At 71.1% G+C, this 24,644-nt stretch carries 27 protein-coding genes; 20 read left to right on the forward strand and 7 right to left on the reverse strand.

The features are described from left to right. Positions 1–27: 27 nt before the first annotated feature. The 3 genes from ABD978_RS09755 to ABD978_RS09765 all read left to right on the forward strand — a co-directional run bounded on the left by ABD978_RS09755 (position 28) and on the right by ABD978_RS09765 (position 3,624). Complete coding sequence (locus ABD978_RS09755) at positions 28–1,515, forward strand: hypothetical protein (RefSeq protein WP_345351835.1); 1,488 nt, start codon at positions 28–30, stop codon at positions 1,513–1,515. A 452-nt stretch (positions 1,516–1,967) separates the two neighbouring features. Continuing rightward, positions 1,968–2,939, forward strand: coding sequence for an AraC-like ligand-binding domain-containing protein (locus ABD978_RS09760; RefSeq protein ID WP_345353666.1), 972 nt, complete (start codon positions 1,968–1,970; stop codon positions 2,937–2,939). Positions 2,940–3,090: 151 nt separating this feature from the next. After that, the gene (locus ABD978_RS09765; RefSeq protein ID WP_345351838.1) at positions 3,091–3,624 is read left to right on the forward strand and encodes a hypothetical protein; all 534 of its coding nucleotides are present in this window, start codon (positions 3,091–3,093) and stop codon (positions 3,622–3,624) included. 1 nt (position 3,625) lies between these two features. Here ABD978_RS09765 and ABD978_RS09770 read toward each other — a convergent pair whose 3' ends face one another. Next, positions 3,626–4,852 (reverse strand): efflux RND transporter periplasmic adaptor subunit, encoded by a 1,227-nt coding sequence (locus ABD978_RS09770; RefSeq protein WP_345351841.1) that lies wholly within the window; start codon positions 4,850–4,852, stop codon positions 3,626–3,628. 131 nt (positions 4,853–4,983) lie between these two features. Between ABD978_RS09770 and ABD978_RS09775 the strand changes: the two genes are divergently transcribed. From ABD978_RS09775 to ABD978_RS09805, 7 genes are all read left to right on the forward strand, one after another. Further along, the gene (locus ABD978_RS09775; RefSeq protein ID WP_345351844.1) at positions 4,984–6,198 is read left to right on the forward strand and encodes an efflux RND transporter periplasmic adaptor subunit; all 1,215 of its coding nucleotides are present in this window, start codon (positions 4,984–4,986) and stop codon (positions 6,196–6,198) included. Next, complete coding sequence (locus tag ABD978_RS09780) at positions 6,195–6,941, forward strand: ABC transporter ATP-binding protein (protein ID WP_345351847.1); 747 nt, start codon at positions 6,195–6,197, stop codon at positions 6,939–6,941. Before ABD978_RS09775 ends, ABD978_RS09780 begins: the two co-directional genes overlap by 4 nt. Beyond that, positions 6,938–8,200, forward strand: coding sequence for an ABC transporter permease (locus ABD978_RS09785; protein WP_345351850.1), 1,263 nt, complete (start codon positions 6,938–6,940; stop codon positions 8,198–8,200). Before ABD978_RS09780 ends, ABD978_RS09785 begins: the two co-directional genes overlap by 4 nt. Positions 8,201–8,216: 16 nt before the next feature. Further along, positions 8,217–8,786, forward strand: coding sequence for a DUF5666 domain-containing protein (locus ABD978_RS09790; RefSeq protein ID WP_345351853.1), 570 nt, complete (start codon positions 8,217–8,219; stop codon positions 8,784–8,786). A gap of 36 nt (positions 8,787–8,822) precedes the next feature. Beyond that, a complete protein-coding gene (locus tag ABD978_RS09795; protein ID WP_345351856.1) occupies positions 8,823–9,254 on the forward strand; it encodes a hypothetical protein in 432 nt (143 codons plus the stop codon). A 281-nt stretch (positions 9,255–9,535) separates the two neighbouring features. Further along, on the forward strand, positions 9,536–9,913 hold the full coding sequence (locus ABD978_RS09800) for a type II toxin-antitoxin system RelE/ParE family toxin (RefSeq protein WP_345351859.1): 378 nt from the start codon (positions 9,536–9,538) through the stop codon (positions 9,911–9,913). A 92-nt stretch (positions 9,914–10,005) separates the two neighbouring features. Next, positions 10,006–10,233, forward strand: coding sequence for a helix-turn-helix domain-containing protein (locus ABD978_RS09805; RefSeq protein WP_345353668.1), 228 nt, complete (start codon positions 10,006–10,008; stop codon positions 10,231–10,233). A gap of 8 nt (positions 10,234–10,241) precedes the next feature. On the opposite strand, the gene ABD978_RS09810 is transcribed toward ABD978_RS09805, so the two are convergent. Then, a complete protein-coding gene (locus tag ABD978_RS09810; protein WP_425550703.1) occupies positions 10,242–11,396 on the reverse strand; it encodes an NADH-quinone oxidoreductase subunit D in 1,155 nt (384 codons plus the stop codon). A gap of 94 nt (positions 11,397–11,490) precedes the next feature. Between ABD978_RS09810 and ABD978_RS09815 the strand changes: the two genes are divergently transcribed. From ABD978_RS09815 to ABD978_RS09825, 3 genes are read left to right on the forward strand one after another with little or no spacing between them, the layout of a single operon-like run. Further along, positions 11,491–12,156, forward strand: a complete 666-nt coding sequence (locus ABD978_RS09815) for a PH domain-containing protein (protein WP_345351862.1) — start codon at positions 11,491–11,493, stop codon at positions 12,154–12,156. Then, entirely contained in the window at positions 12,153–13,589 is a 1,437-nt protein-coding gene (locus ABD978_RS09820; protein WP_345351865.1) for a PH domain-containing protein, read from the forward strand. The genes ABD978_RS09815 and ABD978_RS09820 overlap by 4 nt, the downstream gene beginning before the upstream one ends. After that, on the forward strand, positions 13,586–14,776 hold the full coding sequence (locus ABD978_RS09825; RefSeq protein ID WP_345351868.1) for a cytochrome P450: 1,191 nt from the start codon (positions 13,586–13,588) through the stop codon (positions 14,774–14,776). The genes ABD978_RS09820 and ABD978_RS09825 overlap by 4 nt, the downstream gene beginning before the upstream one ends. Here the strand turns inward: ABD978_RS09825 and ABD978_RS09830 are convergent. Beyond that, the gene (locus ABD978_RS09830) at positions 14,761–15,768 is read right to left on the reverse strand and encodes an SAM-dependent methyltransferase (protein WP_345351871.1); all 1,008 of its coding nucleotides are present in this window, start codon (positions 15,766–15,768) and stop codon (positions 14,761–14,763) included. The two genes, ABD978_RS09825 and ABD978_RS09830, sit on opposite strands and share 16 nt — an antisense overlap. 89 nt (positions 15,769–15,857) lie before the next feature. On the opposite strand from ABD978_RS09830, the gene ABD978_RS09835 reads away from it, so the two are divergent. Beyond that, positions 15,858–17,069 (forward strand): sensor histidine kinase, encoded by a 1,212-nt coding sequence (locus ABD978_RS09835; protein WP_345351874.1) that lies wholly within the window; start codon positions 15,858–15,860, stop codon positions 17,067–17,069. After that, entirely contained in the window at positions 17,066–17,749 is a 684-nt protein-coding gene (locus ABD978_RS09840) for a response regulator (RefSeq protein WP_345351877.1), read from the forward strand. The genes ABD978_RS09835 and ABD978_RS09840 overlap by 4 nt, the downstream gene beginning before the upstream one ends. Positions 17,750–17,971: 222 nt before the next feature. Here ABD978_RS09840 and ABD978_RS09845 read toward each other — a convergent pair whose 3' ends face one another. Both ABD978_RS09845 and ABD978_RS09850 read right to left on the reverse strand, forming a co-directional pair. Next, complete coding sequence (locus tag ABD978_RS09845; protein WP_345351880.1) at positions 17,972–18,133, reverse strand: hypothetical protein; 162 nt, start codon at positions 18,131–18,133, stop codon at positions 17,972–17,974. Positions 18,134–18,135: 2 nt separating this feature from the next. Continuing rightward, complete coding sequence (locus ABD978_RS09850; protein WP_345351883.1) at positions 18,136–18,552, reverse strand: hypothetical protein; 417 nt, start codon at positions 18,550–18,552, stop codon at positions 18,136–18,138. 157 nt (positions 18,553–18,709) lie between these two features. Between ABD978_RS09850 and ABD978_RS09855 the strand changes: the two genes are divergently transcribed. Together ABD978_RS09855 and ABD978_RS09860 are read left to right on the forward strand one after the other, a co-directional pair. Continuing rightward, positions 18,710–19,030 (forward strand): TFIIB-type zinc ribbon-containing protein, encoded by a 321-nt coding sequence (locus ABD978_RS09855; protein ID WP_345351886.1) that lies wholly within the window; start codon positions 18,710–18,712, stop codon positions 19,028–19,030. 6 nt (positions 19,031–19,036) lie between these two features. Beyond that, complete coding sequence (locus tag ABD978_RS09860) at positions 19,037–19,654, forward strand: AAA family ATPase (protein ID WP_345351889.1); 618 nt, start codon at positions 19,037–19,039, stop codon at positions 19,652–19,654. 146 nt (positions 19,655–19,800) lie between these two features. Here the strand turns inward: ABD978_RS09860 and ABD978_RS09865 are convergent, their stop codons facing one another. Continuing rightward, on the reverse strand, positions 19,801–20,085 hold the full coding sequence (locus ABD978_RS09865) for a hypothetical protein (protein ID WP_345351892.1): 285 nt from the start codon (positions 20,083–20,085) through the stop codon (positions 19,801–19,803). After that, positions 20,082–20,516, reverse strand: coding sequence for an ATP-binding protein (locus ABD978_RS09870; protein WP_345351895.1), 435 nt, complete (start codon positions 20,514–20,516; stop codon positions 20,082–20,084). The genes ABD978_RS09865 and ABD978_RS09870 overlap by 4 nt, the downstream gene beginning before the upstream one ends. Positions 20,517–20,761: 245 nt before the next feature. Between ABD978_RS09870 and ABD978_RS09875 the strand changes: the two genes are divergently transcribed. The 3 genes from ABD978_RS09875 to ABD978_RS09885 all read left to right on the forward strand — a co-directional run bounded on the left by ABD978_RS09875 (position 20,762) and on the right by ABD978_RS09885 (position 24,480). Further along, positions 20,762–21,508 carry an ABC transporter ATP-binding protein gene (locus ABD978_RS09875; RefSeq protein ID WP_345351898.1) on the forward strand — a complete coding sequence of 249 codons (747 nt, stop codon included), beginning with the start codon at positions 20,762–20,764 and terminating at the stop codon, positions 21,506–21,508. Positions 21,509–21,510: 2 nt separating this feature from the next. Next, a complete protein-coding gene (locus ABD978_RS09880; RefSeq protein WP_345351901.1) occupies positions 21,511–24,012 on the forward strand; it encodes an ABC transporter permease in 2,502 nt (833 codons plus the stop codon). A 165-nt stretch (positions 24,013–24,177) separates the two neighbouring features. Continuing rightward, entirely contained in the window at positions 24,178–24,480 is a 303-nt protein-coding gene (locus tag ABD978_RS09885) for a chaplin (protein ID WP_345351904.1), read from the forward strand. The last annotated feature ends 164 nt before the right edge of the window (positions 24,481–24,644 follow it).

Raw genomic sequence — 24,644 nt, forward strand, 5'->3', positions numbered from 1 at the left:
CATTCTGCGGTGTGGCGGAGGGTGGCCATGGGGTTGGGGAGACGCACGCTCATCATCGGGGTGGCCGGTGCTCTTGTCCTCGGCTCGCTGCCCGCGACCGCCTCGGCGACGACCTGGCGGTACCTCACGATCAAGGGGCTGAGCCGCGCCGGGAAGGTGCCCTGGATCACCGCGCAGATCTACGATCCGGCGGCCAAGAAGTCCTGGCCGGTGATGGGCCGCGACAACGCCGTGGCGAAGCTGCCGGACAAGCGGACGTACGAGATCTACGCGACGCTCGCGCGGAACGAGCCGGGGGAGTCGCCCGAGAACACCGTGGTCCTGGCCACGTACAAGCTGTCCAAGGGCCATGATCACGTCACGCTCAGCGCCAAGGGTGGGAAGGCGATCGACCTGTCGGTCGGCGACCCGTCCGTGCAGGGCCGGATCCGGGTGCACGTACGGCACGGGGCGATGGACTTCACCACCGACGACGTTCCCGGACGGCTGTACGCGGTGCCGGTCAAGCGCTCCGGGGTGACGTTCAGCCAGGGCAGCACCTGGACCGGGTCCGGCACACTGTACCGACTCGGAACCTCCTACTCCGCAGGCATCCCCGCCGGCGTCACCCAGCACGTCACCAAGGCCGACCTCGCGGAGGTCAAGGTCACCTACCGGTCCTTCAGTGACGGGATGAAGGTGAACCCGCGCTGCCGGGGCACCGCCTGGGGCGGCGACGACGAGCTGTGGTTCGACGCGCCCACGACCCTCACCGAGTACGTCCAGCCGGGGGCGGCCTGCAAGCGGGAGCTGTGGTACGAGTCGTCGTCCCACCCGCTGTTCGGCAACGTCACCCTGGCCACCCGGACGTACGCCAAGGGCACGGCGCCCGTTGAGACCTGGAACGCCGCGGTGTTCGGGCCCGCCGCACCCGGTGGTTACCGGACGGGCGACCAGTTGCACTACACGCCGGTCAACCTGCTGTCCGACGCTCCCGGCAACTGGGGATTCGACCAGTTCACCATCGCGAACGTGAAGCTCCAGGCCGGCACCAAGGCGCTCGGACTTGACGCGTACGAACCGGACGTCACCCTCGGGAAGTCGGCGACGACCTACCACCTCGACGTGACGGCCACCCGCGACGCTGCCGAGGCGACGCTGTCCGACCGCGTCCAGGTGAGCTGGGTGTTCACATCGGCGCGGACGTCGAAGAAGACGGTGCTGCCGCTCAGCACCGTACGGTTCGCGCCGCGTGGCCTCGACGACCGGAACGCCGCCGCGCCCGGCTCCACCACCGAGATCCCGGTCCGCGTCGTGACCAACCCCGGCGCGACCGCGCACGCGGTCACGACGCTGACGGTCGAGGCGTCCACGGACGGGTCCAAGACCTGGCAGACCCTCCCGGTCGTGAACGGGACGGTGTCCGTGACCAATCCGGCCGAGCCGGGCTATGTCGACCTGCGGGCGACGGCCGTCGACAGCGCGGGGAACCAGGTGACGGAGACCGTCTCGCGCGCCTACCGGGTGGCGGGCTGAGCGCCACGGGCGGTCGCGCCTGCGCGCGGTTCGTTCACCAGTGGTTCGGGCAGGCGTCGCGAGGACGGGTCGACACGACCGAGACGGCCGCTCGATCACCCGCCATGGCGGCACGACGCGGCCCGGCGAACCGCGGGATGTCCGTCCCAACCCGTCCCATCCCCTGAAGGGCCCTGGATCGAGGCCCTGAGGCGACCTGCTCCATCGCCGTCGCCCGGTTCGACGAGCGTCCCAGGCTCATCCCACTTCATGCTCTGACCTGCAACGCGGAGATATCACTCCTTACTGTCGGGGACGGCGGACACGGATGTCGCTCATCCCCTCCGATCGCAGTAAAGGAGAAATCTCGTCGTGCGCGATAGAGACGCCGATTCTCTCCTGCCCGACGCCGGAGCACCCCGGGGCACTGCGCCGTTCCGGTGGGCGGCGGCCGTACGGAGGCGGGTGTGACCATGCCCGCCGAGAGCGCCGCGGTTCGTCTTCAGCGGCCCGAGGACCTGCAGGCGGTGGCATCGTCGATCCTGGTGCCCCTGCGCGTCACCGCCCCGGTCGACGCGGCCTTTCCGGGGAGGTTCCGGGCGACCGTGGACTCCGCCCACGTCGGCCCGGTGATCCTCGCGCACATTCGTGGCGCGGCGCACCAGGTGACGCGCGAGGCCGACCACATCAGCTCCACCGACGGTGAACTGCTCAAGGTGACCCTGCACCGAAGCGGACCGGCGGACGTCTTCCAGGACGACCGCACGCGTCGCGCGAGGGCCGGCGACCTCGTGGTCTTCGACACCGCCAGGCCGTATCGGCTCACGGTCACGGATGCCTGCGACGTCATCGTGATCGCGGTGCCGCGCACCATGCTCGGCGCCAACGCCGACGTCATCAGCCGGCGAGCGGCCATGCCGGTGCCCTGCGAGGCCGGGACGCGCGCGGTCATCGCCGCCTTCTTCTCGGACCTCGCCGAGCGTATCGACGACCTGCCCGGCGGGTCCAACCTCCACCTGGCCGACGCGCTGGCCTCCCTGCTCGTCGCCACCTTCACCGACACCAGCCCGCAACGTGTCGAGGTGACCGCCGACCTCACCGACCGGATCACCGCCTACACCATCGCGAATCTGGGCGATCCCGCCCTGTCGGTGGAGTCCGTCGCCCGCCGCCACGGCATCTCTCCCCGCTACCTGCATCGGCTCTTCCAGCGGCGGGGCATCACCTTCGCCGCCTGGGTCCGGCAGGAACGGCTCATCCGGATCCGCCGAGACCTCCAGGACCCCGCTCTAGCGACCCGTACCGCCGCCGCCATCGCCGCTCGGTGGGGCATTCCTGATTCCGGCCACCTCAGCCGGGCCCTCAAGAAGGAGTTCGGCCTCTCCGCGGCCGGGATCCGCCGCACGTCACCACCGAGTGGCAACGGCCGTGGCGCGGATCTGTGATCACGTCCGGCCTTTGCGCCGCGACATTCGGGCTGTGTACGCGAAATGGCGAATCGGCGAGCACGGATTGGCGAACGAAACGGCGATTCGGTTTCAACGCGACCCTATGCTTCGGTTGTCCGCGATCAATTGACTCGAATGGATGGGCGAGATGGCCGACGACCGGACGTCGCTTCCCGATCTAAGGAGCGTTCCCGAGCCGGTGTCCCGGCTGGCCGCCGGCCGGATGCTCGGTGACTACCTGGGCAGGCGCGGTTGGGGGGATCCCCGGAAGAAGATCGGCCTGAGCCTCCTCGCCATCCTGACGGCGGTAGTGGGCGAGATCCTCGTCGTCCAGATTCTGGGCTTCTTCTTCTTGCACCTCGTCATGCTGATGCTCTTCATCGGAGGGATCTCGAACGCGATCGCCGCGCTGGCCCGAGGACGCCAGGAGAATTACCTTTTCGCCCGTGGCCTGGTGCACAGCAAGAACGATGAGCTGCGCACGGTCGAGTGGCCGCAGGTGGCCCGCCTCGGCAGCAAGGCCGTCGGCGGTCACGGGCTGACCGGCGGACGCCACGCCCTGCTCCATCTGCAGGACGGCGGGTCCATCAAGATTCCGCTGACCCAGCAGGCGGCGACCAAGGATCCGTTCATCCAGAACCTGGTGCACCTGCTCAAGGAGCACGGCCGGCCCATCGAGTGACCTAGCCGGACGTCACGACGCGTTCGCCCTTCGACAGGCCCGAGGTGATCTCGACGTACGTGTCACCGCGGACGCCGACCTTGATGGTACGGGTAACGGTGCGGTCGCCCTGCCGCACCCGGACGGTGGAGGTGCCGTTCGCCGCGGTCCGTACGGCCGATGAGGGCACGTGGAGCACGTCCGCCGCGGACGCCGTGGTGACCGACACGGTTCCGGACTGGCCGATCAGCACCTTGGACGGCACGTCGTCGAAGGCGATCATCACGCCGTACTTGACGAGCTGGTCGCTGGTCGTCGCGTTGGTGTCGACGTGCGTGACCGACCCGGCGTAGGTCTTCGTGCTGTCCGTGCTGAGGGTGATCTTGGCTTCCTGACCGACGTGGATGTGCGCCACGTCGTTCTGGGAGAACGTCGCCTGCAACTGCAGTTCGTTCAGGTCCCCGATGGTGATGAACGTGCTCGACGCCGAGGCCGTGTCACCGGCGTGGCCGTTCACGGCGAGGACGGTGCCGTCGATCGGTGCCTTGATGACCGTTCCGGCCAGCGCCCGCTCCGCCTGGGTGAGGGTGTTCTTGGCCTGGATGACCCGCGCCTCGAGCTGCGCCGCCGAGGTCGTGCCGCCCTGGGGCGTACCACCGCCGGAGGAGTTTCCGGAGGCCGGCGCCCTCGACGTTCGCGTGTTCTGCGGGGTGCTCGGCCGGGTCGACGGGCGTTTCGTCGAACTCGGTGTGCTCGTCTTCGCCGAGGGCGTCGGGGTCGGCGAGACCGTCGGCCGGTAGGCGGCCAGGGCGATGGTCGCGCGATCCGCGGTCGTCGCCGCGGCCGCGTCCGCGCTCGTCGTGCCGCTCCCGGAGGACTCGGCGGCCTCGGCGGCGGCCAGCGCGGCGCGGGCCGCCGCGACGTCCTCCAGAGCCACGGTCTGGTCGACGCGGGCCAGGCGGGCACCCGCGTGCACCTTCGCGCCGACCTTGACGTACACCCTCTTCACCGTGCCGGACGTGCTGAACGCCAGGTCGCGGCTGTCGGCGCTCGTGACGTTCCCCGCCGCGCCCGCCGTGGCGGTCACCTCGCCCTCGGCCACCGTCGCGTACGTCGGTGCCGCCCCACTCCCACCGCCGGTGCCGACGGCGACGGCCGTCACCGCGCCGATCACGGCGACGCCGATTACGCCGGTCGCCACCTGGGTACGTTTCAGCCGGAAATTCGGCGCGGACACCCGAAAGCTCATGGCGCGCCATGATGACGAGCCCGGATGAGACCAATCTGGGCCTTAAATGAGAGTTTCCTGGGGAAGGTCTCTCATCGTATTTTCATTTTTAAATTAGGGTGATCCAACCTTCCTCCGCCAGCTTGTGCCAGGTGAAACGTCTACTCGGACGCAGATCCCTCGTGATCAACGGCGCGCTGGGCGTGCTGTTGGTCACCGGCATCGGCGTCGGATATCTCTCGCTGACCGGCGGAGACGATTCGGCCGGCGCGTCCGCCCTCAGCCGTACGTCCCGGGTCACGCGCGGCACCGTCGTCTCGTCGGTGTCGGCCTCGGGATCGGTGGCGAGCGCCAGGAGCCGTTCGCTGTCGTTCACGACCTCCGGCACGGTCGCCAAGATCTATGTCCAGGCGGGTGACAAGGTCTCCAAGGGCGAACTGCTGGCCCGGCTCGACACGACCTCCGCCCAGGAGAACCTCACCTCGGCCAAGGCGAACCTCACCGCGGCCGCGGACGGCGACACCTCCACCGCCTCCGGCTACTCCTCGTACGTCTCGGCGAAGAACGCCTACAACCAGGCCGTCCGCGCGCTGGCGGGGACCGAGCTGCGGGCGCCCTTCGCCGGCACGGTCGTCGCTCTCAATGGCACGGTCGGCGGCTCGTCCTCCGGCTCGGGATCCTCTTCAAGCTCCGGTTCACAGGGCTCCTCGTCCGGGTCCTCCGGCCAGGCCGGGAACGGCGGCGGCTCCGGCGGCTCGTCCGGGTCGTCGAGCACGAGTAGCTCGTCCTCGTCGGGGAGCGGGTTCATCGAGCTGGCGGACCCGAAGAAGCTCATGGTCACCGGGGAGTTCACCGAGGCCGACGCGATCAAGCTGAAGACCGGCCAGAAGGCCACCGTCTCCTTCGACGCGCTCAGCGGCACGACCGCCACCGGCAAGGTCACCCAGATCGACATGTCGCCGACGACCAGCAACAACGTCGTGCAGTACGGCGCGACCATCACCCTGACCTCGATTCCGAGCTCGGTGCGGATCGGCCAGACCGCGACCGTGCAGGTGACCACGGCCACGGCGCAGAACGTCCTGTACGTCCCGGCGGCCGCCGTCCGTACGGCCGGCGGGCAGAGCACGGTCACCGTCCTGCAGAACGGCAAGCAGACCGTCAAAACCGTGACGACCGGCGTCAAGGGCAACCAGGGCACCGAGATCAAGTCCGGGCTGAACGAGGGCGACCAGGTGGTGATCACCACGACGACCAGCACGAGCGGCTCCAGCGGCTTCGGCCGGGCCGGCGGCGGGCTCGGCGGCGGCATCGGCGGCGGCGGTGGCGCGCCCGGCGGCGGCGCTCCCGGGGGAGGCCGGCCGTGACGCCCGAACCCGCGGTCCTCGACGTCCGCGCGCTGACCAAGGTGTACGGCCAGGGCGACACCGCCGTGCACGCCCTGCGCGGCGTGTCCCTCCGCGTGGAGCGCGGCGACTACGTCGCCATCATGGGGGCGTCCGGGTCCGGCAAGTCGACGCTCATGAACATCCTCGGCTGTCTCGACGTGCCGAGTGGCGGCCGGTACCTGCTGGACGGGACCGACGTCGGCGTGCTCGACGAACGCCGGCTGTCCATCCTGCGCAACCGCAAGATCGGCTTCATCTTCCAGTCGTTCAACCTGATCCCGCGGATGTCCGCGCTCGCCAACGTCGAACTGCCGCTGGCGTACGGCGGCGTGAAGCCGGCGGAGCGCCGGACACGGGCCCGGGCCGCGCTCCGGCAGGTCGGACTCGGCGACCGCATGGACCACGAGCCGAACGAGCTGTCCGGCGGTCAGCAGCAGCGCGTCGCCGTCGCCCGAGCCCTCGTCACGGCGCCGGCGCTGCTGCTCGCCGACGAGCCCACCGGCAACCTGGACACCCGCTCCACCGCCGACGTGCTGGGCATCCTCGATCAGCTCAGCCTGTCCGGGCGCACCATCGTGCTGATCACCCACGAGGACGAGGTCGCCGCCCGCGCCAAGCGGGTGATCCGGCTGGTCGACGGCGAGATCATCGAGGACCGCCGGCAGGCCCCGGTGGTCGGCCCGCCGCCCGCCGCCGTCTCCCTCCCGGAGGCCGCGCGGTGAGCCCCTGGGAGATCCTGCGGTTCGCCCTGCGCGGCCTGACCGCCAACAAGATGCGCAGCGCGCTGACCATGCTCGGCATCCTGATCGGCGTCGGCGCCGTGATCATGCTGGTCGCGGTCGGCAACGGTTCGTCCGAGCAGATCAAGAACAACATCTCCCGGCTCGGCGCCAACTCCCTCACCGTCTCGAAGTCGACCTCCGGCGGCGGGGGAGGCGGTTTCGGCGGCTTCGGTGGAATGCGGAACCGCCAGCAGTCCAACGGCCCCCGGACCCAGGCGCACGACCTCACCGTCGACGACGCCAAGGCGCTCGTCGACCCGGTGAACGCCCCCTCGGTCAAGAGCGCGTCGCCGGTGGTGACGTCCTCGTCCGTGACGACGACGTACGAGGGGACGAGCCACTCGATCAGCCAGTTCGTCGGGACCTACCCGTCCTACTTCAGCGCCGCGAACAAGGAGGTCGCGCGCGGCGCGGCGTTCACCGACGACGACGTGACGAGCGGCCGGAAGGTCCTGGTGATCGGCCAGACGGTCGCCGAGGACCTGTTCGGCATCGTCGACCCGCTGAACAAGCAGGTCAACGTGGGCGGCACGCCGTTCACGGTCGTCGGGGTACTCAAGGAGTCCGGCTCGTCCGGCATGCAGGACGCCGACGACGTCGCGATCGGCCCGCTCAGCACGGTGCAGCAGAACATCACCGGGTTCGGCGGGCTCGGCTCCATCGTCGTGGAGGCCAAGAGCTCCAAGGTCACCGACCAGGCCCAGAGCGAGATCACCGACATCCTGAACCAGCGGCACGACATCTCCGGGTCCAACAGCGCCGACTTCCAGATCATGAACCAGGCCACCCTGCAGTCGGCGGTCAGCGCCTCCAGCAAGACCTTCACCGTGCTGCTCGGCGCGGTGGCGGCCATCAGCCTGCTGGTCGGCGGCATCGGCATCACCAACATCATGCTCGTCACCGTCACCGAACGGACCCGGGAGATCGGCATCCGCAAGGCCATCGGAGCGCCGAAGGGGGCGATCCTCGGCCAGTTCATCGCGGAGGCGACCGTGCTCAGCCTCGTCGGCGGCGTGCTCGGCGTGCTGGTCGGAGTCGTCGGCAGTCTCTTCAAGGTCGTCGGCGTCAAGCCGGTGATCGTGCCCTCTTCGATCGCGCTGGCGCTGGGCGTGTCCGTCGCGATCGGGCTGTTCTTCGGCAGCTACCCGGCCAACCGCGCGGCCAAGCTGCGCCCGATCGAGGCCCTGCGCCATGAGTGACCCGGAGGAGAACGACGTGACCGGCCACAGAACGTGGACGCCTTACGAGGAGCCCGATGCCTCGGTGACCCGGGACGACGTGCTGTCCGCCTCGCCGTTCGACGGCGACCTGGAGAGCGAACTCGCCAAGGCCCCCAAGGCCCGCAGGAGACTCGGCCTGACCGCCTACCTGGGCGCCGGCGCGCTGCTGGCCGCCGGCTTCGGGGCGGGCGCCCAGGTCGACCGGCACTACGGCGACCACACGAGCACCACGGCCCAGGGCTCGCGCGCGGCGACGGGCGGCCAGATGCCGGGCGGCGGCCGCGGAACCTTCGGCGGCGGAATGCCCGGCGGGGCCGCGCCCGGCAACGGCGCGAGCCCGGGGACGACCGGCACCGTCCAGAAGGTCACCGGCAAGACGATCTACGTCAAGACCCAGAACGGCGTCGTGCAGGTCAAGGTCACGGACAAGACCAAGGTCCGCGTGCTGCGGAGCGGCTCGGCCTCCGCCCTGAAGACCGGCACCACCGTCACCGTCCAGGGCTCCCAGGCCGCGGACGGCACCCTCACCGCGACGTCCGTCCAGGGCACCTCGTCCGGCGGCTGACGCTCCGCGGAATCCCTCTCTCGAAGGAGAAGAACCATGCTTACCAGGCAACTGACCGTCCGGCTGCTCGGCGGCACGGCCGTCGCCGGGACCATGCTCCTCAGCGCCGCCTGCGGGGGCGGCGGCGACAAGACCTCGGGGCAGAGCGGCGGGCAGCAGGCCGGCCAGGGCGGCCCGAACTCCAGTGCCATGACCGCCTACCGGCAGTGCATGGAGAAACAGGGCGTGACGATGCCCAGCCGGGGCCCCGGCGGCGGGCCGGGCGGGGGCGCCCCCGGCGGCAGACCGTCCGGCAACCCGTCCGGCAGGCCCACCGCCCGCCCGTCGGGCCGCCCGAGCGGCATGCCGACGATGTCCGCCGCCCAGCAGAAGGCCCTCAAGGCCTGCGCCTCCCTCCGCCCCAGTGCCGCCCCCGGCGGCCCCGGCGGCGCCCCGGGCGGCCAGAACGGCGCAGCCCCGGCCGGCTGACCGACCGACGACCACCCGGGCGACGGACCGGGTAACGACCGGCCGGGCGGCCACCATGGGCACGGCCGCCCGGCCTCGCTTTCTTCCGCCCCGGCGACCCGCGAACAGGACCCGAGCCCGGACGGCTCGGCCCTGCGCTGCCCCCGGCGGCGGCCAGAACTGCACAGCCCAGCTCGCCAGCCGGAATCTCACCTTAAGTATTCGCCCGTGTGCTATAAGTAACCATCGAAGTGGGTGGGCGGTTGCCTTGCATGTTTAGTTATAGCTAAAGTCGGGAATGGATGCCGCTGGTGGGCTGGGAGATCTACCTCACTGATGAAGTGCTCGAGTGGCTCGACGACCTAGAGGTCATCGACCCTCGCTCGTACGAATTAGTGCTAGCGGGGATCAATCAACTCGAACTCCACGGGCCGTCCCTGGGGCGTCCCCTGGTGGACCGGATCGAAGGATCGAAGCTCCATAACCTTAAGGAGTTGAGGCCCGGTTCGACGGCTTCCAGTGAGCTGCGCTTGTTGTTCATCTTCGATCCCTGGAGATCGGCGGTTCTGCTGGTCGCCGGCGACAAAGCAGGCAAGTGGTCACGGTGGTATGCGGAGAACATCCCGGTGGCCGAACAGCTCTATGAGCGCTACCTCGGCGATCGCATGAGGGAAGGGTGAGCCTGGTGGACGGCGTCAAGCGGTGGAGGGACACGAGGCACGGTCAGACCGCCGCCGGTTCAGAGCGGATCGCTGCGCTGGGGGAAGAGATGATGGCCGAGGTCCGGGGCCATCAGCTCGCGGAGGCGCGCAAACGTCGGGGTATGACTCAGGCGCAGGTCGCCGAGATCATGGGGGTCTCGCCCGGCCGGGTCAGCCAGATCGAGAACGGGCGGGTCACCGATGTCGGGACCGAGGTGTTGACCCGCTACGTCGAGGCGCTCGGCGGGAAGCTGAAGATCGTCGCCAACTTCGGTGACGAGTGGCTCGTCGTCGCTTAGCCGGGGGATTACTTGTCGATGTCGCCGACGACGAAGAACATCGAGCCCAGGATGGCGATCATGTCGGCGACGAGGTGGCCGGGGAGCATCTCGCGGAGCACCTGGATGTTGTTGAAGGACGCCGACCGGAGCTTCAGCCGCCACGGGGTCTTCTCGCCGTGGGAGACGAGGTAGTAGCCGTTGATGCCGAGAGGGTTCTCCGTCCAGGCGTACGTGTGGCCCTCCGGCACCTTCAGCACCTTCGGCAGCCGTACGTTGATCGGGCCCGGCGGCAGCTCCTTGAGCCGGGCCACGCAGGCGTCGGCCAGGTCGAGTGAGGCGTGCACCTGGTCGAGGAGGCACTCGAACCGTGCCAGGCAGTCGCCCTCGGTCCGGGTCACCACACGGAGCACGTCCTGCAGCTCGCCGTAGGCGAGGTAGGGCTCGTCGCGCCGCAGATCGAAGTCGACGCCGGAGGCGCGGGCGATCGGCCCCGACACGCCGTACTGCTCGATCTGCTCGCGGGTCAGCACGCCGACCCCGCGGGTGCGGGCCCGGAAGATCTCGTTGCCCCGGATGAGCTTGTCGATGTCGCCGACACCGTGGCGCACGGCGGCGACGGCGTCGGTGACGCGCCCGAGCCAGCCGGCGGGCAGCTCCTCCTTCAGGCCGCCGACCCGGTTGAACATGTAGTGCAAACGGCCCCCGGAGATCTCCTCCATGACGCGCTGCACCTGCTCGCGCTCGCGGAAGGAATAGAAGATCGGGGTGATCGCGCCGACCTCCAAGGGGTACGAGCCGAGGAACATCAGGTGGTTGAGCACGCGGTTCAGCTCGGCCAGGAGGGTGCGCGCCCACACCGCGCGGACCGGCACCTCCATGCCCAGCATCCGCTCGACGGCCAGGACGACGCCCAGCTCGCTGGCGAACGCCGACAGCCAGTCGTGCCGGTTGGCCAGGACGATGATCTGCCGGTAGTCGCGGACCTCGAAGAGCTTCTCCGCGCCCCGGTGCATGTACCCGATGATCGGCTCGGCGGCGGTGATCCGCTCGCCGTCCAGGGTGATCCGCAGGCGCAGCACGCCGTGCGTCGAAGGATGCTGCGGCCCGATGTTGAGCGTCATGTCCTCGGTGGCGAGGTCCTTGGTCCCCGCGCCCACGCCCACGATCCGCTCGGTGCTCACTGCCGCGCTCGCCTTCTCCACTCGCTCCGATCATCCATCCTGCCATGCGAGGTCTCGCGGAAGGCGGCCCGGTTGGGGTTGACTTACTCCCGACATGAATGCTGGCGATCAGTATCCGAATCCGCGTGCGGCGCAGGACATGCCGCCGGGCAGTCCGAACATCCTGCCGCCCGGCGCGGCGCCCGGCCCGCGGCAGGGCCCGCCGCTGCCTCCGCCGCCCGCCCCGAGTGGGCCGTCGATGCCCTCGGCCGTGCCCATCGGCGCGCGGGCGGAGCAGGCGTTCGACCCGCCGAGCGGCATGACGTGGGTGCGGGTCTCGCCCAAGCTGACCTGGCACCGGCGCATCGCCGTGCTGCTGTGGGCGCTGCCGGTCACGATCGTCGGCGCGTTCGTGCTGTCCCGGACGCGCGGCCTCGCCGGTGGCCTGATCTGGCTCGCTCTGGTCCTGGCCGCCTGCGCGGTGAGCTGGGTCGTCGCCGAGCTGAGCTACCGGTCCTGGGGATTCGCCGAGCGCGCCGACGACCTGCTGGTGACGCACGGCTTCTTCGTCCGGCACCTCGTCGTCGTGCCGTACGGGCGCATGCAGTATGTCGACGTCACCGCCGGGCTGCTCGAACAGTGGCTGGGGGTGGCGACCGTACGGCTGCACACCGCGGCGGCGGCCACCGACGCGCGCATCCCCGGGCTGCCCGCCCGCGACGCCGCGATCCTGCGGGACCGGCTCGCGCAGAAGGGCGAATCGAGGTCGATCGGGCTGTGAACGGTCCCTACGGGCCGGGGCGGCCGCCGTACGGGCCGCCGCCGCGCCCGCACTTCACTCCGCCGATGTACGCGCCAGGGTACGGGCCGCCGCCGTACGGCCCGCCGCCCAAGCCGCCCGTGCACTTCTCCCACGGCGTGCACCGGCTGCACATGGCCACGGCGGTGATCAACGCGGTCGGGGTCGTCGTCATCGCGTTCGTGCTCGGCGGCTACTCGCTGCTGCTCACCCAGACCGCGGACGGCGTCGCCGTGGTCCTCAGCCCGGCGGTCATCGCCCGCTTCCTCCTCGTCATGCTGCCGGTGAGCGTCGTGGCCGCGGCCATCGGGTTCTGGACCTGGTGGTCGCTGAAGTTCTGGATCGCCGGGGACGACCTGGTCGTCGAGACCGGCATCCTGCGCCGCCGCAACCGCCGGATCCCGCTGGCGCACATGCAGGCCGTGGACGTCGTACGGCCGCTGGTGTCCCGCGTGTTCGGGCTCGCCGAGGTGCGGGTGGAGCTGGCCGGCGGCGATCAGGCCGAGACGAAGTTCCGCTATCTCGGGCGGCCGCTGGCCGAGCAGTTGCGGGCCGAGCTGCTGGCCCGGGCCGCCGGGCTGCCGGGCCACACGCCCGAGGCGCCCGAACGCCCCTACTGGCGGGTGGGCTTCGGGGCGCTGTTGGGCTCGCAGCTGATGAAGCTGCCGGTCATCGGGGCGCTGATGCTGTTCGTGGCGCTGCTGGCGTTCGGGGTCGCCTTCGGGGAGCTCGGCGTGCTGGCGGCCGCCCTGCCGGTGCTGCTGGGCCTGGCCCGGGGCGTGATCGCGCCGCTGGTCATGCACACCAACTTCACGGCGGCCCTGTCGCCGGACGGCCTGCGACTGCGGTACGGCCTGATGGAGACCCGGATGCAGACGGTGCCGCCGGGCCGCGTACAGGCCGTCCGGGTCGTCGAGCCGCTGCTGTGGCGCGGGACCGGCTGGGCCCGCATCGACGTCACCGTCGCCGGCTACGTCGGGGAGCGGCAGGCGCTGTCGTCGGTGCTGCTGCCGGTCGCGCCCCGGCACGTCGCGCTGCAGATGGTCGGCCTGGTCTTCCCGGGCACGAACGCCGAGGCGGTTCCGCTGCTGCCGACGCCCCGGTCCTGGCTCGCGCCGTTCCGCAAGGGGGAGGCCGGCACCGACGACTCGCTGTTCGTCACCCGCCGGGGCCGGGTGTGCCGGCGCCTCGACGTGATCGCCCACGCGCGGGCGCAGAGCGTCCGCCTCACCGCCGGCCCGCTGCAGCGTTTGCTGGGGCTGGGTACCGTTCACATCGACGCGCCACCTGGACCGGTCCAGGTCGCCGCGGAGGATCGCGAGCTGGGGGAGGCCCGCGCGATCGTCGAGTCGGCGGCCGGGCGGGCGCACCGGGCGCGCGCGACCGACATCCGCACCGAACGTTGGGCACGATGAACGATTACGCCCCCGGGTCGCCGGCCTTCGTCGCCGACCCCTACCCCGCGCTCGCCCGCCTGCGCCGCGAGTCCCCGGTCTTCTTCCACGAGCCGACGAACCAGTGGGTCATCTCCCGGTACGCCGACGTCAACGCGCTGCTGCGGGACCGGCGGCTCGGCCGGACGTACCACCACGTCGCCACCGACGAGGAGTTCGGCCGCGAGCCGCAGCCGGAGTTCCTGAAGCCGTTCTGGGACCTGAACGACGCGGGCATGCTCGACATGGAGCCGCCGGACCACACCCGCCTGCGGCGGCTGGTGTCGAAGGCGTTCACGCCGCGGATGGTCGAGGACCTGCGGCCCCGGATCCGGACACTGGCCGAGGGACTCGTCGGGGGCCTGGTCGAGCGGGGCGGCGGGGACGTGATCGCCGAGGTCGCCGAGCCGCTGCCGGTCACCGTGATCGCCGAGATGCTCGGCGTCCCCGAGGCCGATCGGCACCTGCTGCGGCCCTGGTCGGCGGACATGTGCGGGATGTACCAGCTCAACCCGTCCAAGGAGATCCAGGACGCGGCGGTGCGCTCCTCGATCGAGTTCTCCGACTACCTGCGCGACCTGTCCCGTGCCCGCCGTACGGACCCGCGCGACGACCTCATCAGCGCGCTGTGCCAGGTCGAGGGGCTCACCGAGGGCGAGCTGATCGGCACCTGCGCCCTCCTGCTCAACGCCGGGCACGAGGCGACCGTGAACGCCACCGGCAACTCCTGGTGGGCGCTGTTCCGTAACCCCGGAGAGCTGGAGCGGCTGCGCGCCGACCACGAGCTGATCCCCACGGCGGTGGAGGAGCTGCTGCGCTACGACACGCCGCTGCCGCTGTTCGAGCGCTGGGTGCTGGAGGACATCGAGGTCGACGGCGTGCCGATCCCGCGCGGCGCCGAGGTCGCCCTGCAGTTCGCCTCGGCCTGCCGGGACCCCGAGGTCTTCGCGGACCCGGACGTGCTCGACCTGTCCCGTACGCCCAATCCGCACCTGGCGTTCAGCGCCGGGATCCACTTCTGCCTGGGCGCGCCGCTGGCGCGGGTGGAGCTGGCCGAGTCGTTCCGCGCGTTCCTGCGGCTCGCGCCCGGGCTGACCGTCAAGGCGGACCCCGAGTGGAAGCCGGGCTACGTCCTGCGCGGGCTGCGGTCGCTTCAGGTGGCGGTCTGACCCTTGCCCAGGACGGCGGGCACGTCGACCCCGACGGTCTGCACCAGCCAGCCGAAGCTGCCCAGCCCGGACGGGTCGATCAGCTCGGCGTCCTCGCCGGCGGCGCGCAGCGCCTGGAGGTAGCCGCGCGGGTCCGAGCGGGCCAGGTCGAGCGCCGGACGCTCGCCGCGTAGCCCGAGCGCCCGCAGCGCGGCACGCTGGGTGGTCAGCAGGGTGGCGGTCGCCCCGGCCCGCCGGCCGGCCTCGGCGCAGGCGTCCAGGGCGACGTGCGCGGTGATGTCGCAGGACCCGTCGGGCACCGGGGAGACGCAGCGGCCGTCGCGGTAGCCGGTCAGCGTGCCGTACGGCGGGCGGTGATCCCGCTCGTGCGCGTAGTCGACGGCCAGCGCCAGACCGCCGCGCAGCCGTTCGAGGACCGACGCCCAGGCCGCGCAGCGGTGCCAGCCGATCTCGGCGCGGTCGCCGGGCTCGCGCAGCGGCCACCAGCGTTCGAGCCATTCGGTGTCCTCCGGGGCGGGCGCGGGGCCCGGGATCTCCGCCCCGGTGCGCGGGTCGACGACGATCAGGCGGGGCCCCTCGTCGGTCAGCTCGACGACGTCGATCGGCACGTTGTCCAGCCACTCGTTGGCGATGACCAGCCCGGTGATCTCGTCGGGCGGCGCGGCACGCCACTCGATCGACCCGCTCAGCCCCTCCGGCCGCGGGGCGACCTCGACGGCGATCGGCCGCAGCCGCCCGGCCAGGCTCGTCACGGGCAGGATTTCGGCCAGCAGCTCCCCGCAGCCGGCGCCCACGTCGACGAGGTCGAACCGGTCGGGGTGGCCCAGGGCCGTGTCGACCTCGACGATCAGCCGGGCCAGGGCCAGGGCGAACCGGTGCGAGGCGTGCACCGAGGTACGAAAGTGCGCGGCGGGCCGCTCGCCCCGCGTGTAGAAGCCCTCGGGCCCGTACAGCGCCTGCTGCATCGCCGCCCGCCACCCGACCTGACCCACCTCTTGACCGTACCGCGTGCGCCTCGCGGTGGACGCGGGTCCGACTCAGGGCGGACGCGCGCCGGGGCGGCCGAACGTACGCTGAAGCGGTGTTCGCCCGTGTCTTCGCCTGGCTTCGGCGTCATCCCCGGCTCGTCGACTCCGTGTGGACGCTGCCGATCCTCGGCATCTCGCTGACCGTCATCCACACGTACACGAACCCGCCGTTCGACGATCGGCAGGCCATCCCGACGTACGCGTACCTGGCCATCGTCGCCGGGATGTGCGTCCCGATGATCTGGCGTCGCCGGTGGCCGCGCGTGGTCTTCGCGGTCGTGTCGATGGTCGCGTTCGTGCACTGGGCCTTCAACGTCCAGGCCGGGCCGGCGGACATCAACGTGTTCATCATGCTGTACACGGTGGCGGCCCAGTGTGCGTTCCGCTGGTCGCTCGCGGCGGTCGCGGTGGCCGAGTTCGGCGCGGCGCTCGCCGTGTGGCGCTGGTGGGTGGAGCCGAACGCCCCCAACAAGTGGAGCGCCTTGCTCCCGTTCACCGTCTTCACCGGGGCGATGTGGATCTGGGGGCTCTACATGAGCACCCGGCGGAAGTACACCGCCGAGCTGGAGGAGCGGGCCAAGCGGCTCGAGCGTGAGCGGGACGCGCACGCCCAGGTCGCGGCGGCGGGCGAGCGGGCGCGGATCGCCCGGGAGATGCACGACGTCATCGCGCACAGCGTGAGCGTGATGGTGGTCCAGGCCGACGGCGCGTCGTACATGGTGGACATCGACCCGGCCCGGGCCAAGCGGGCGATGGAGACGATCGGCGCGACCGGGCGGCAGGCGCTCACCGAGATGCGGCGAATGCTCGGCGTGCTCCGCGAGGGCGGCGACGCCGGCCCGTACGCGCCGCAGCCCGGCGTCGAGCAGCTCGCCGAGCTCGTCGACCAGATCCGCTCGGCGGGGCTGCCGGTCGGCCTCACGGTCGAAGGGGTGCCGTCGGAGCTGCCCACCGCGCTGCAGCTCACGGTGTACCGCATCGTCCAGGAGGCGCTGACGAACACCCGCAAGCACGCCGGACCCGCGGCCACGGCGGAGGTGAACCTCCACTACGGTGATGACGCGGTGGAGATCCGCATCCGCGACGACGGCCGGGGCGCGGCCGCCTCCGGCGACGGACAGGGCCACGGGCTGGTCGGCATGAGCGAGCGCGTCGCCCTGTACGGCGGGTCGGTGCGCACCGGGCCACGGCCCGGCGGCGGATGGGAGGTCTTCGCCCGCCTCCCGGCGACCGAGGCCCGACGAGCGGAGACGAGTGCGGCATGACGGACGAGGAACGACCGATCCGGGTCCTGCTCGTCGACGACCAGGAGCTCGTACGCGCGGGCTTCCGCATGGTCCTCGACGCGCAGCCGGGCCTGGAGGTCGCCGGTGAGGCCGGCGACGGTGAGCAGGCTTTGCGGGTGGTCCGGCAGACCCCGGCCGACGTGGTCCTCATGGACGTGCGGATGCCGCGCATGGACGGCATCGAGGCCACCCGGCGGATCTGCGCGCTGCCGGACGCCCCGAAGGTCATCATCCTGACCACCTTCGACCTGGACGAGTACGCCTTCGCGGCGCTGAAGGCCGGGGCGGCCGGGTTCCTGCTGAAGGACGCCGGGCCGACGCAGCTGATCGAGGCCATCCACGCGGTCTGCTCCGGCGACGCGGTCGTCGCGCCCAGCACCACGCGGCGGCTGATCGACAAGTTCGTGCCGCACCTGCCGGCCGAGGAGCCGGTGCCGGACGCCAGGCTGGACACCCTGACGGCCCGCGAGCGCGAGGTCCTCAACCTCGTGGCCAAGGGCCTGTCCAACGGGGAGATCGCGAGCCGCCTGTACGTCTCCGAGGCGACCGTCAAGACGCACGTCGGGCGCGTCCTCATGAAGCTGGAGCTGCGCGACCGGGTCCAGGCGGTCGTCTTCGCCTACGAGACCGGCCTCGTCCGCAGCGGCGCGACCGACTGACACCCCGGTCGGTACTGCGCCTGCCGGGAGATGGGGAGCGACCGAGCCGGCGTTTCCAGGTCACGCCCTCGTCGCCGCTGAACGGATCGTTCGACCAGGCGGCACCGGTGACGTCGGGGCCGGCGGCGGCCGTGTGAACCGGCCTCTGCCCCCCTCGCGGAGACCAGAGGCCGATCTGTCGTGCGGTCAGTGCTCGGGGCCGAAGATCCGGTCCTTGAGCGCTTAGTGCTCCGCCCTCTGCTCCGGCGTGTGCTTATCGGGGAGCAGGTCCAGACCTGCGAGTTGGGCGGCCGCGGTCGCCTGTTCCGGGGTCAACGGCCTGGACGCGTGGCTCTCTGCCGCGGGCTTGGTCTTCTCACGCCGCAGCTTGTCGGATGCCGACATCGTTACCTTCCTCTTCTTTGTAGGGCTTTGGTCGCCCAGTACCGTCCCGGCAGGGACAGCCAAGGCAACCCCTGATCCGTGTACCTGCCGTCGGAGGCGGCGCCGCCAGGTACGCCAGCGAGCCGGTGCCGCTCAGGCGCGGCTTCCCCGCGAGTTCGTGGGGGCGCCAGTTCCGGTCGCCACTCCGCCAGCGTGTCGCCGGCCCAGCCGTTACGGACACCGACCAGCACGAGCAGTGCGACACCGACGGCCGTCATGACCCCCGCGACCTTGATGAGATCGGAGAATCGGTGGTCCCAGCCGGCGAACAGGGGAAACGCCAGGGCCACGACCACCAGGTAGCCGGTCAGGAGGCGACCCCCGCTACGCCAACGCCGTAGCACCGTGGCCAGAGCGGCCTTCTCGGCCTCGGACCTCACGGCGACTTCCACGGGGCGTCGCGCCCGGTGGTGAGCATGCGCATCAGACGGCCGGTGCGTGGTAGGGGTTCCGCGCCATCGCGATCTTCGCCGACGGGCCTGACCGGCCAACGGGTGATCAGGATGCCCGCATCCTCCAGCCGGTTACGCTGAGGCGGTGATCTGTCCAAAGTGTCATGGCCCGATGCAGACGTACAACCGGCAGGGCATCCACATCGAGCAGTGCTCTCGGTGTGGCGGCATCTTCCTCGACCGTGGTGAGCTTGAGCAGATCGTGCACGCGGAACAGCGGCACTACGCCGCCCCGCCGCCGCCCTACCCCGGCGGCTACACGGACTCCCCGCCGCCGTACCAGGGCTACCGTGACTCCCCGCCGCCGTACCGGGGCCACGCCCCGCACCACGGGTACACGGACTCGCCCCCGCCGTACGGGCACCATGGCCGCAGGAAGAGCTTCCTCGAGGACCTCTTCGACTGACGCTCCGTGAACCCGCTGATCTGCGCGCGCTGTGGGGCGCGCGCGGATTCACCCCAGGTCATCGCCGAGCCTCCGGCCGTCGTCTGCGCCGTGTGCGGCCACCGGCAGCCGTTCGTCCGGCTTCCCCTGTGGTCGCTCACCGGCCCCAGCGGCTGCGGCAAGTCGACCGTGGCCCGGCTCCTCGTCGAGCGGCTGAGCGAGCGTTTCGTCGTACTTGAGCAGGACGTGCTGTGGCAGACAGGCCTGCACGATCCCGTACGGTTCCGGTCGGCGTGGCTGGCGATGGCCGCGATGATCCAGCAGAACGGCCGGCCGGTGCTGCTGTGCGGCACCGTCGTGCCGCCGGAGTTCGAGCCGCTGCCCGAGCGGGCGCTGTTCCAGGAGATCAGATACCTCGCGCTGACCTGCGACCCGGACGTCCTCGCCGCCCGGCTCCGGGCGCGTCCCGCGTGGCGGGAGTGGTCCGAGCCGCGGATCGCCGAAATGCTGGAGTACAACGCCTGGGTCCGCGCCGAGGCCGCCTCGATGAACCCCCCGATGCGACTCCTGGACACGACGACGGCCCCCGTCGAGGCCACCACCGACCAGGTCTGCGCCTGGGTCCTCGGCGGCGACAGAGTCTGAACCAGTCCGGCCCGCCCGGCCGACCAGGTCAGGGGAGCTGCGTTTCGAGCTGAGCATGCTGACGTACGTCCCACGGCGCCTAACTCAAGATGCCTGGCGATCACTGCGCTCTAGAAGCAGTGAACGCCAGCGCAACGCAAGCACGCTTACGGGATCGGCATCGCCAGCTCGGCTGCGCGGCATTGGAACACTAACCGCCGGGGGTTTCGGTCGTAGATGATCGTTGGTTCGGGGCCGAATCTGGCGATGGCGGCGTATTCGCGGCGGTACCAGCACCACATCACCAGCCATTGGGAGCACAGGTCCTGGATCTCGGCGCGCTGGGCGGGAGACGGGTCCGGTGGCTCGGGTCGGCGCGGCGGAGGCGGCCAGGCGGACCGGTCGGGCTTGGTGATCAGGATTCCGAGGGTGGCGAGGAGTCGCCGGATCATGACGTCTCCCGGATCTCGGCGAGTTCGGCGGCCGTCAGGATGACGCAGGGCGCGGTGATGAGGGCGTGCACGGTCTTGCCGTGGTCGCCGTAGGTGACCCACCGGGCGGCGGCGTGCTGGTCGACGATGGTCAACCCGCGTCCGCGTTCGGCGAGCAGGCCGCCGTGCTGCTGGGCGGGCAGGGGTTCGGTGCCGGGGTCGCTGACGGCCAGATGCGCGTACCGGCCGGTGACGGTCAGTTCGACGCCGATCGGCCGGATGTCGTCCGGCCAGGTGGGGTGCATGGCCTCGGCGGCGCGTACGGCATTGGTCGTCAGCTCCGACGCCAGCAGCGCGATCTCGTAGGAGTCGTACGGGTGTCCGGCCACGGCGTCGGCGGCGAAACGCCGGGCGTCGCGCACGGCGTCGCGCCGGACGTGCAGCGAAAGCAACAACCTCTCGCTGAGCGCTTGGCGCTCCGCCTTCTGCCCGCACCCACCTGGCGAATCGCCCCCGCCTTATACCTCCTGAGCCGGATCTGCGGTCCCCGGTCATCCTGATCTGTACGACTGAAGTCTGATTGGGCGCGTCCGTGTCACCGAGAAGACTGACGGAACGCTGTCCGCAAGTCCGATGGCGGCTGAGCGGCCGAAATCTACCTTCGATCACGAGGTTCGGTAACGATCGAGGAGTAGTCGTGACAAGCACCGCCGTAGGCGCGCCGCCCGCCGTCCTGGCCGAGAACGTGGTCAAGGACTACGGCTCGGGCGAGGCCGCAGTCCGGGCCCTGCACGGGGTGAGCGTGGGGTTCGCCCGCGGCGCCTTCACCGCCATCATGGGGCCGTCGGGTTCCGGCAAGTCCACGCTCATGCACTGCCTGGCGGGCCTGGACACGGTGAACGAGGGCGCGATCCGCATCGGCGACGTGGAGATCACCCGCCTGTCGGACAAGCAGCTCACCCACCTGCGCCGCGACCGGGTCGGCTTCATCTTCCAGGCCTTCAACCTGTTGCCGACGCTCACCGCGGAGCAGAACATCCTCCTTCCGCTGGAGCTGTCGGGCCGCAAGCTGGACCGCCGGTGGTTCGACCAGGTCGTCGACACGGTGGGGCTGCGGCCGCGCCTGTCGCACCGGCCGAGCGAGCTGTCCGGTGGCCAGCAGCAGCGGGTCGCCTGTGCCCGCGCGCTCGTCAGCCGGCCGGAGGTCATCTTCGCGGACGAGCCGACGGGCAACCTCGATTCCAGGTCCGGCGCCGAGGTCCTGTCGTTCCTGCGCGCCTCGGTGCGGGAGATGGGCCAGACGATCGTCATGGTCACGCACGACCCGGTGGCGGCCTCGTACGCCGACCGGGTGGTGTTCCTGCGCGACGGGCGGATCATGACCGAGCTGTACGGCCCGACCCCGGACGGCGTCCTGGACGCGCTGAAGAGCCTGGAGTCCTGACGATGCTGAAGACGACACTGGCCGGGCTCCGCGCCCACCTGCTGCGCCTCATGCTCACCGCCCTGGCCATCACGCTCGGCGTGGGCTTCGTCGCCGGCACGTTCGTGCTGACCGACACGATGAAGGCCGGGTTCGACCGGCAGTTCACCGCCTCCGCCGAGAAGGTCTCGGTCGCCGTCCTCACCCATGACGACGTGAAGATCCCGGAGTCGACGCTGCGCGCGGTCCGCGCCGTGCCGGGCGTCCAGGACGCCCAGGGCCTGATCCGCGGTGACGCCGCGCTGATCGGCAAGGACGGCCGGGCGTACGGCCAGATGCCCACGGTGGGGATGTCGATCACCACCGGGCCGCTGGCCCGCTACACGATCAGCAAGGGCCGTGCCCCGGCCGGACCGGGCGAGGCCGTCCTGGAGAAGGGGGTCGCCGGGCACACGGGGTACCGGGTCGGCGACACGATCCGGGTGCTCGACAGGAAGGGCGTCGCGCGCTCCTTCACCGTCACCGGGCTGGTCGACGTGGGCGTCGACCAGGAGATCGGCTTCCGCGGCGCCGTCGGCTTCACCCCGCGGGTCGCCGCGCAGCTCACCGGGGAACGCGGTTATGTGGAGGTCGACGTCAAAGGCGCCTCCGGCGTCTCGAACGACCGGCTGCGCACCGCCGTCGCCGCGGCGGCCGGGTCGTCGTACACGACCGTGACCAGCCACGGCCTCGCCAAGCGGCTCGCCGCCTCGTCGGGCCTGAACGTCGACAACATCGCCACCTTCTTCCTGGCGTTCGCGATCGTGGCGCTGTTCGTGGCCGCGCTCGTCATCTACAACACGTTCAACATCCTGATCACCCAGCGGACGCGGGAGATGGCGCTGCTCCGCTGCGTCGGGGCGACCCGCGGCCAGGTCTTCCGCGGAGTCCTGGTCGAGTCGGCGGTGGTCGGCCTGCTGGCCTCGGTGCTCGGAGCGATCGTTGGGATCGCGCTCGGCTACGGCGCAGCCCTCGTCTTCGACTCCGGGACCGGCATACCGGGCGGCTCGTTGGTCGTCTCGGCCACACCGTTCCTCGTAGGCATCCCAGCGGGCCTCGCCGTGACCGTGCTGTCGGCCTTGATGCCGGCCCGTGCGGCGACGCGGGTGCCGCCGGTCGCGGCGCTGCGGACGCAGTCGGAGGGGCGGGCGCGGGGCCGCGCCGGGATCGTCCGGATCATCGTCGGGGCGCTCCTCGGCGCGGCAGGAGTGGGCGTGGGCGTCCTCGCGCTGACCGCCAAGCCCGGAGAGGGGCCGTTCCTCATGGTGGTGGGTGCGGGCGCGCTCGTCTTCCTCGGCGTGGTCGCGCTCAGCCCGCTGATCGTCCGGGCGCTGAGCGGGGTCGTCGGCGGGCTGCCGGCGCGGATCTTCGGCGTGCCCGGCCGGCTGGCCCTGGCCAACTCGCGGCGCAATCCCAAGCGCGCCGCGGTCACCACGGTCGCGCTGACGGTCGGCGTCACGCTCATGACGATGTTCTCGGTGGCACTGGCGTCCGTACGGTCCACGGCGGACGGCGACCTCCGCGACCACTACCCGGTCGACTACCAGCTGAGCGCACAGTCCGGCCAGGACGATCGGCCGATCCCCGGCGCGGCGGTGGCACGCCTGCGCGGCAAGCCGGAGTTCTCGGCCGTCATCGAGGTACGGACGGCGCCCGCCACGGTCGACGGGCGGAAGGACGATGTCGGGTCCGTCACCCAGCGGTACCTCGGCCGGGACATCAAGCCGAAGCTCGCGGCGGGCTCCCTCACCGACCTGCGGCCGGGCGCGGTCGTGCTGCGCCAGGACGCGCGCGGCGGGTCCGACGCGCGGGTCGGCGGGACGGTGTCCCTGCGAACCGCCCACGGCACCACGACACTGCGCGTGGCCGCGATCATCTCGGGGGAGTCGATCCTCCCGCGGATCTTGCTCGACGAGTCGGACTTCACACGGTCGTTCGGGGCGAAGGACCCGCATGAGGTCTACCTGATCGCCAAGAAGGGGGTCTCGACGGACGCCTCCCGGGCGGCCGTCAACGACGCGCTGAAGGACTACCCGGCGGTCCGGGTGAGCTCCGCGGCCGACATCAAGGACCAGTTGTCGAAGGCCCTGGACCAGGTCTTCCTGCTGGTCGCCGCCCTGCTCGGGCTCGCGATCATCATTTCGCTGATCGGCATCGCGAACACGCTCACCCTGTCGGTGGTGGAGCGGACCAGGGAGTCGGCGCTGTTGCGGGCGCTCGGCCTGACCCGGCGCGGGCTGCGCCGGATGCTCTCCCTGGAGGCCCTGACCATCTCGCTGATCGGCGCGTTCGTCGGCGTGGTGCTGGGGACGGCGCTCGGCTGGGCCGCGATCTCGGCCGCCGTCGACGGCGCGGTGCTCGGGTTGCCGATCGGCCGGATCGTCCTGTTCATCCTTCTGGCGGCCGTCGCCGGAGTGGCCGCGGCGATCATGCCCGGCAGGCGGGCCGCGCGGACCTCGATCGTCGAGTCACTGGCGGCCGAGTAGGCGGGGGCGTTATCGACAGACGGCGACAAAGCAGTCACCTAATGTAACGATGCGATTACGCCAAGGTAGATCCGCTTACTGTTACCTGGGAGTAGCTGGATAACTACCGTACGTACCGGCCACCCCTCGGGGCGGCTGCGAACCGAAGTACGGGAGGAAACTCAGGTGCTCAAGAAACTCACCGCGGCCGGGGTGGCGGCGGCCGCCGTCACCGGCGCGCTGCTGCTGGCCGCCCCGGCCAACGCGGGCGAGATCGGCACGAGCGGCGAGGGCGGCATCGTGTCCGGCAACCAGGTCCTGGTGCCGATCACGGCCCCGATCAACGTCTGCGGCAACAGCGTCGCCGTCATCGGCGGTGCGCTCGCCGGCTGCAAGGGCGGCGCCTCGGTCGGTGGCGGGCACGGTTACCGTCCGCCCTGCCACCACCACCGTCCGCCCTGCTACCACCGCCCGTGGTCCTCGTCCTGACCCGGTCGCACAGGTAACGGCGTTCGCCGGCCCGCCCGCAGTGCCACCGGGCGGGCCGGTGTGCTGTCCGGCCACACGGAGTGGGCCGGCGGCGGGGACGGACGGGCGGAGGCGCTGCCCGGCCCGATATAGGCTGGGCCCGCACCGTCCGGTACCCGCAAAGG

Source organism: Actinoallomurus liliacearum (assembly GCF_039542035.1).
In the GTDB taxonomy this organism is placed as follows: domain Bacteria; phylum Actinomycetota; class Actinomycetes; order Streptosporangiales; family Streptosporangiaceae; genus Actinoallomurus; species Actinoallomurus liliacearum.

Excerpts from the sequence above, each read along its gene's own strand:
- ABD978_RS09755 (WP_345351835.1), top strand. The coding sequence starts at position 28 with ATGGGGTTGGGGAGACGCACGCTCATCATCGGGGTGGCCGGTGCTCTT.
- ABD978_RS09760 (WP_345353666.1), top strand. The coding sequence starts at position 1,968 with ATGCCCGCCGAGAGCGCCGCGGTTCGTCTTCAGCGGCCCGAGGACCTG.
- ABD978_RS09765 (WP_345351838.1), top strand. The coding sequence starts at position 3,091 with ATGGCCGACGACCGGACGTCGCTTCCCGATCTAAGGAGCGTTCCCGAG.
- ABD978_RS09770 (WP_345351841.1), bottom strand. The coding sequence starts at position 4,852 with ATGAGCTTTCGGGTGTCCGCGCCGAATTTCCGGCTGAAACGTACCCAG.
- ABD978_RS09795 (WP_345351856.1), top strand. The coding sequence starts at position 8,823 with ATGCTTACCAGGCAACTGACCGTCCGGCTGCTCGGCGGCACGGCCGTC.
- ABD978_RS09800 (WP_345351859.1), top strand. The coding sequence starts at position 9,536 with ATGCCGCTGGTGGGCTGGGAGATCTACCTCACTGATGAAGTGCTCGAG.
- ABD978_RS09805 (WP_345353668.1), top strand. The coding sequence starts at position 10,006 with ATGGCCGAGGTCCGGGGCCATCAGCTCGCGGAGGCGCGCAAACGTCGG.
- ABD978_RS09815 (WP_345351862.1), top strand. The coding sequence starts at position 11,491 with ATGAATGCTGGCGATCAGTATCCGAATCCGCGTGCGGCGCAGGACATG.
- ABD978_RS09825 (WP_345351868.1), top strand. The coding sequence starts at position 13,586 with ATGAACGATTACGCCCCCGGGTCGCCGGCCTTCGTCGCCGACCCCTAC.
- ABD978_RS09840 (WP_345351877.1), top strand. The coding sequence starts at position 17,066 with ATGACGGACGAGGAACGACCGATCCGGGTCCTGCTCGTCGACGACCAG.
- ABD978_RS09845 (WP_345351880.1), bottom strand. The coding sequence starts at position 18,133 with ATGTCGGCATCCGACAAGCTGCGGCGTGAGAAGACCAAGCCCGCGGCA.
- ABD978_RS09865 (WP_345351892.1), bottom strand. The coding sequence starts at position 20,085 with ATGATCCGGCGACTCCTCGCCACCCTCGGAATCCTGATCACCAAGCCC.
- ABD978_RS09880 (WP_345351901.1), top strand. The coding sequence starts at position 21,511 with ATGCTGAAGACGACACTGGCCGGGCTCCGCGCCCACCTGCTGCGCCTC.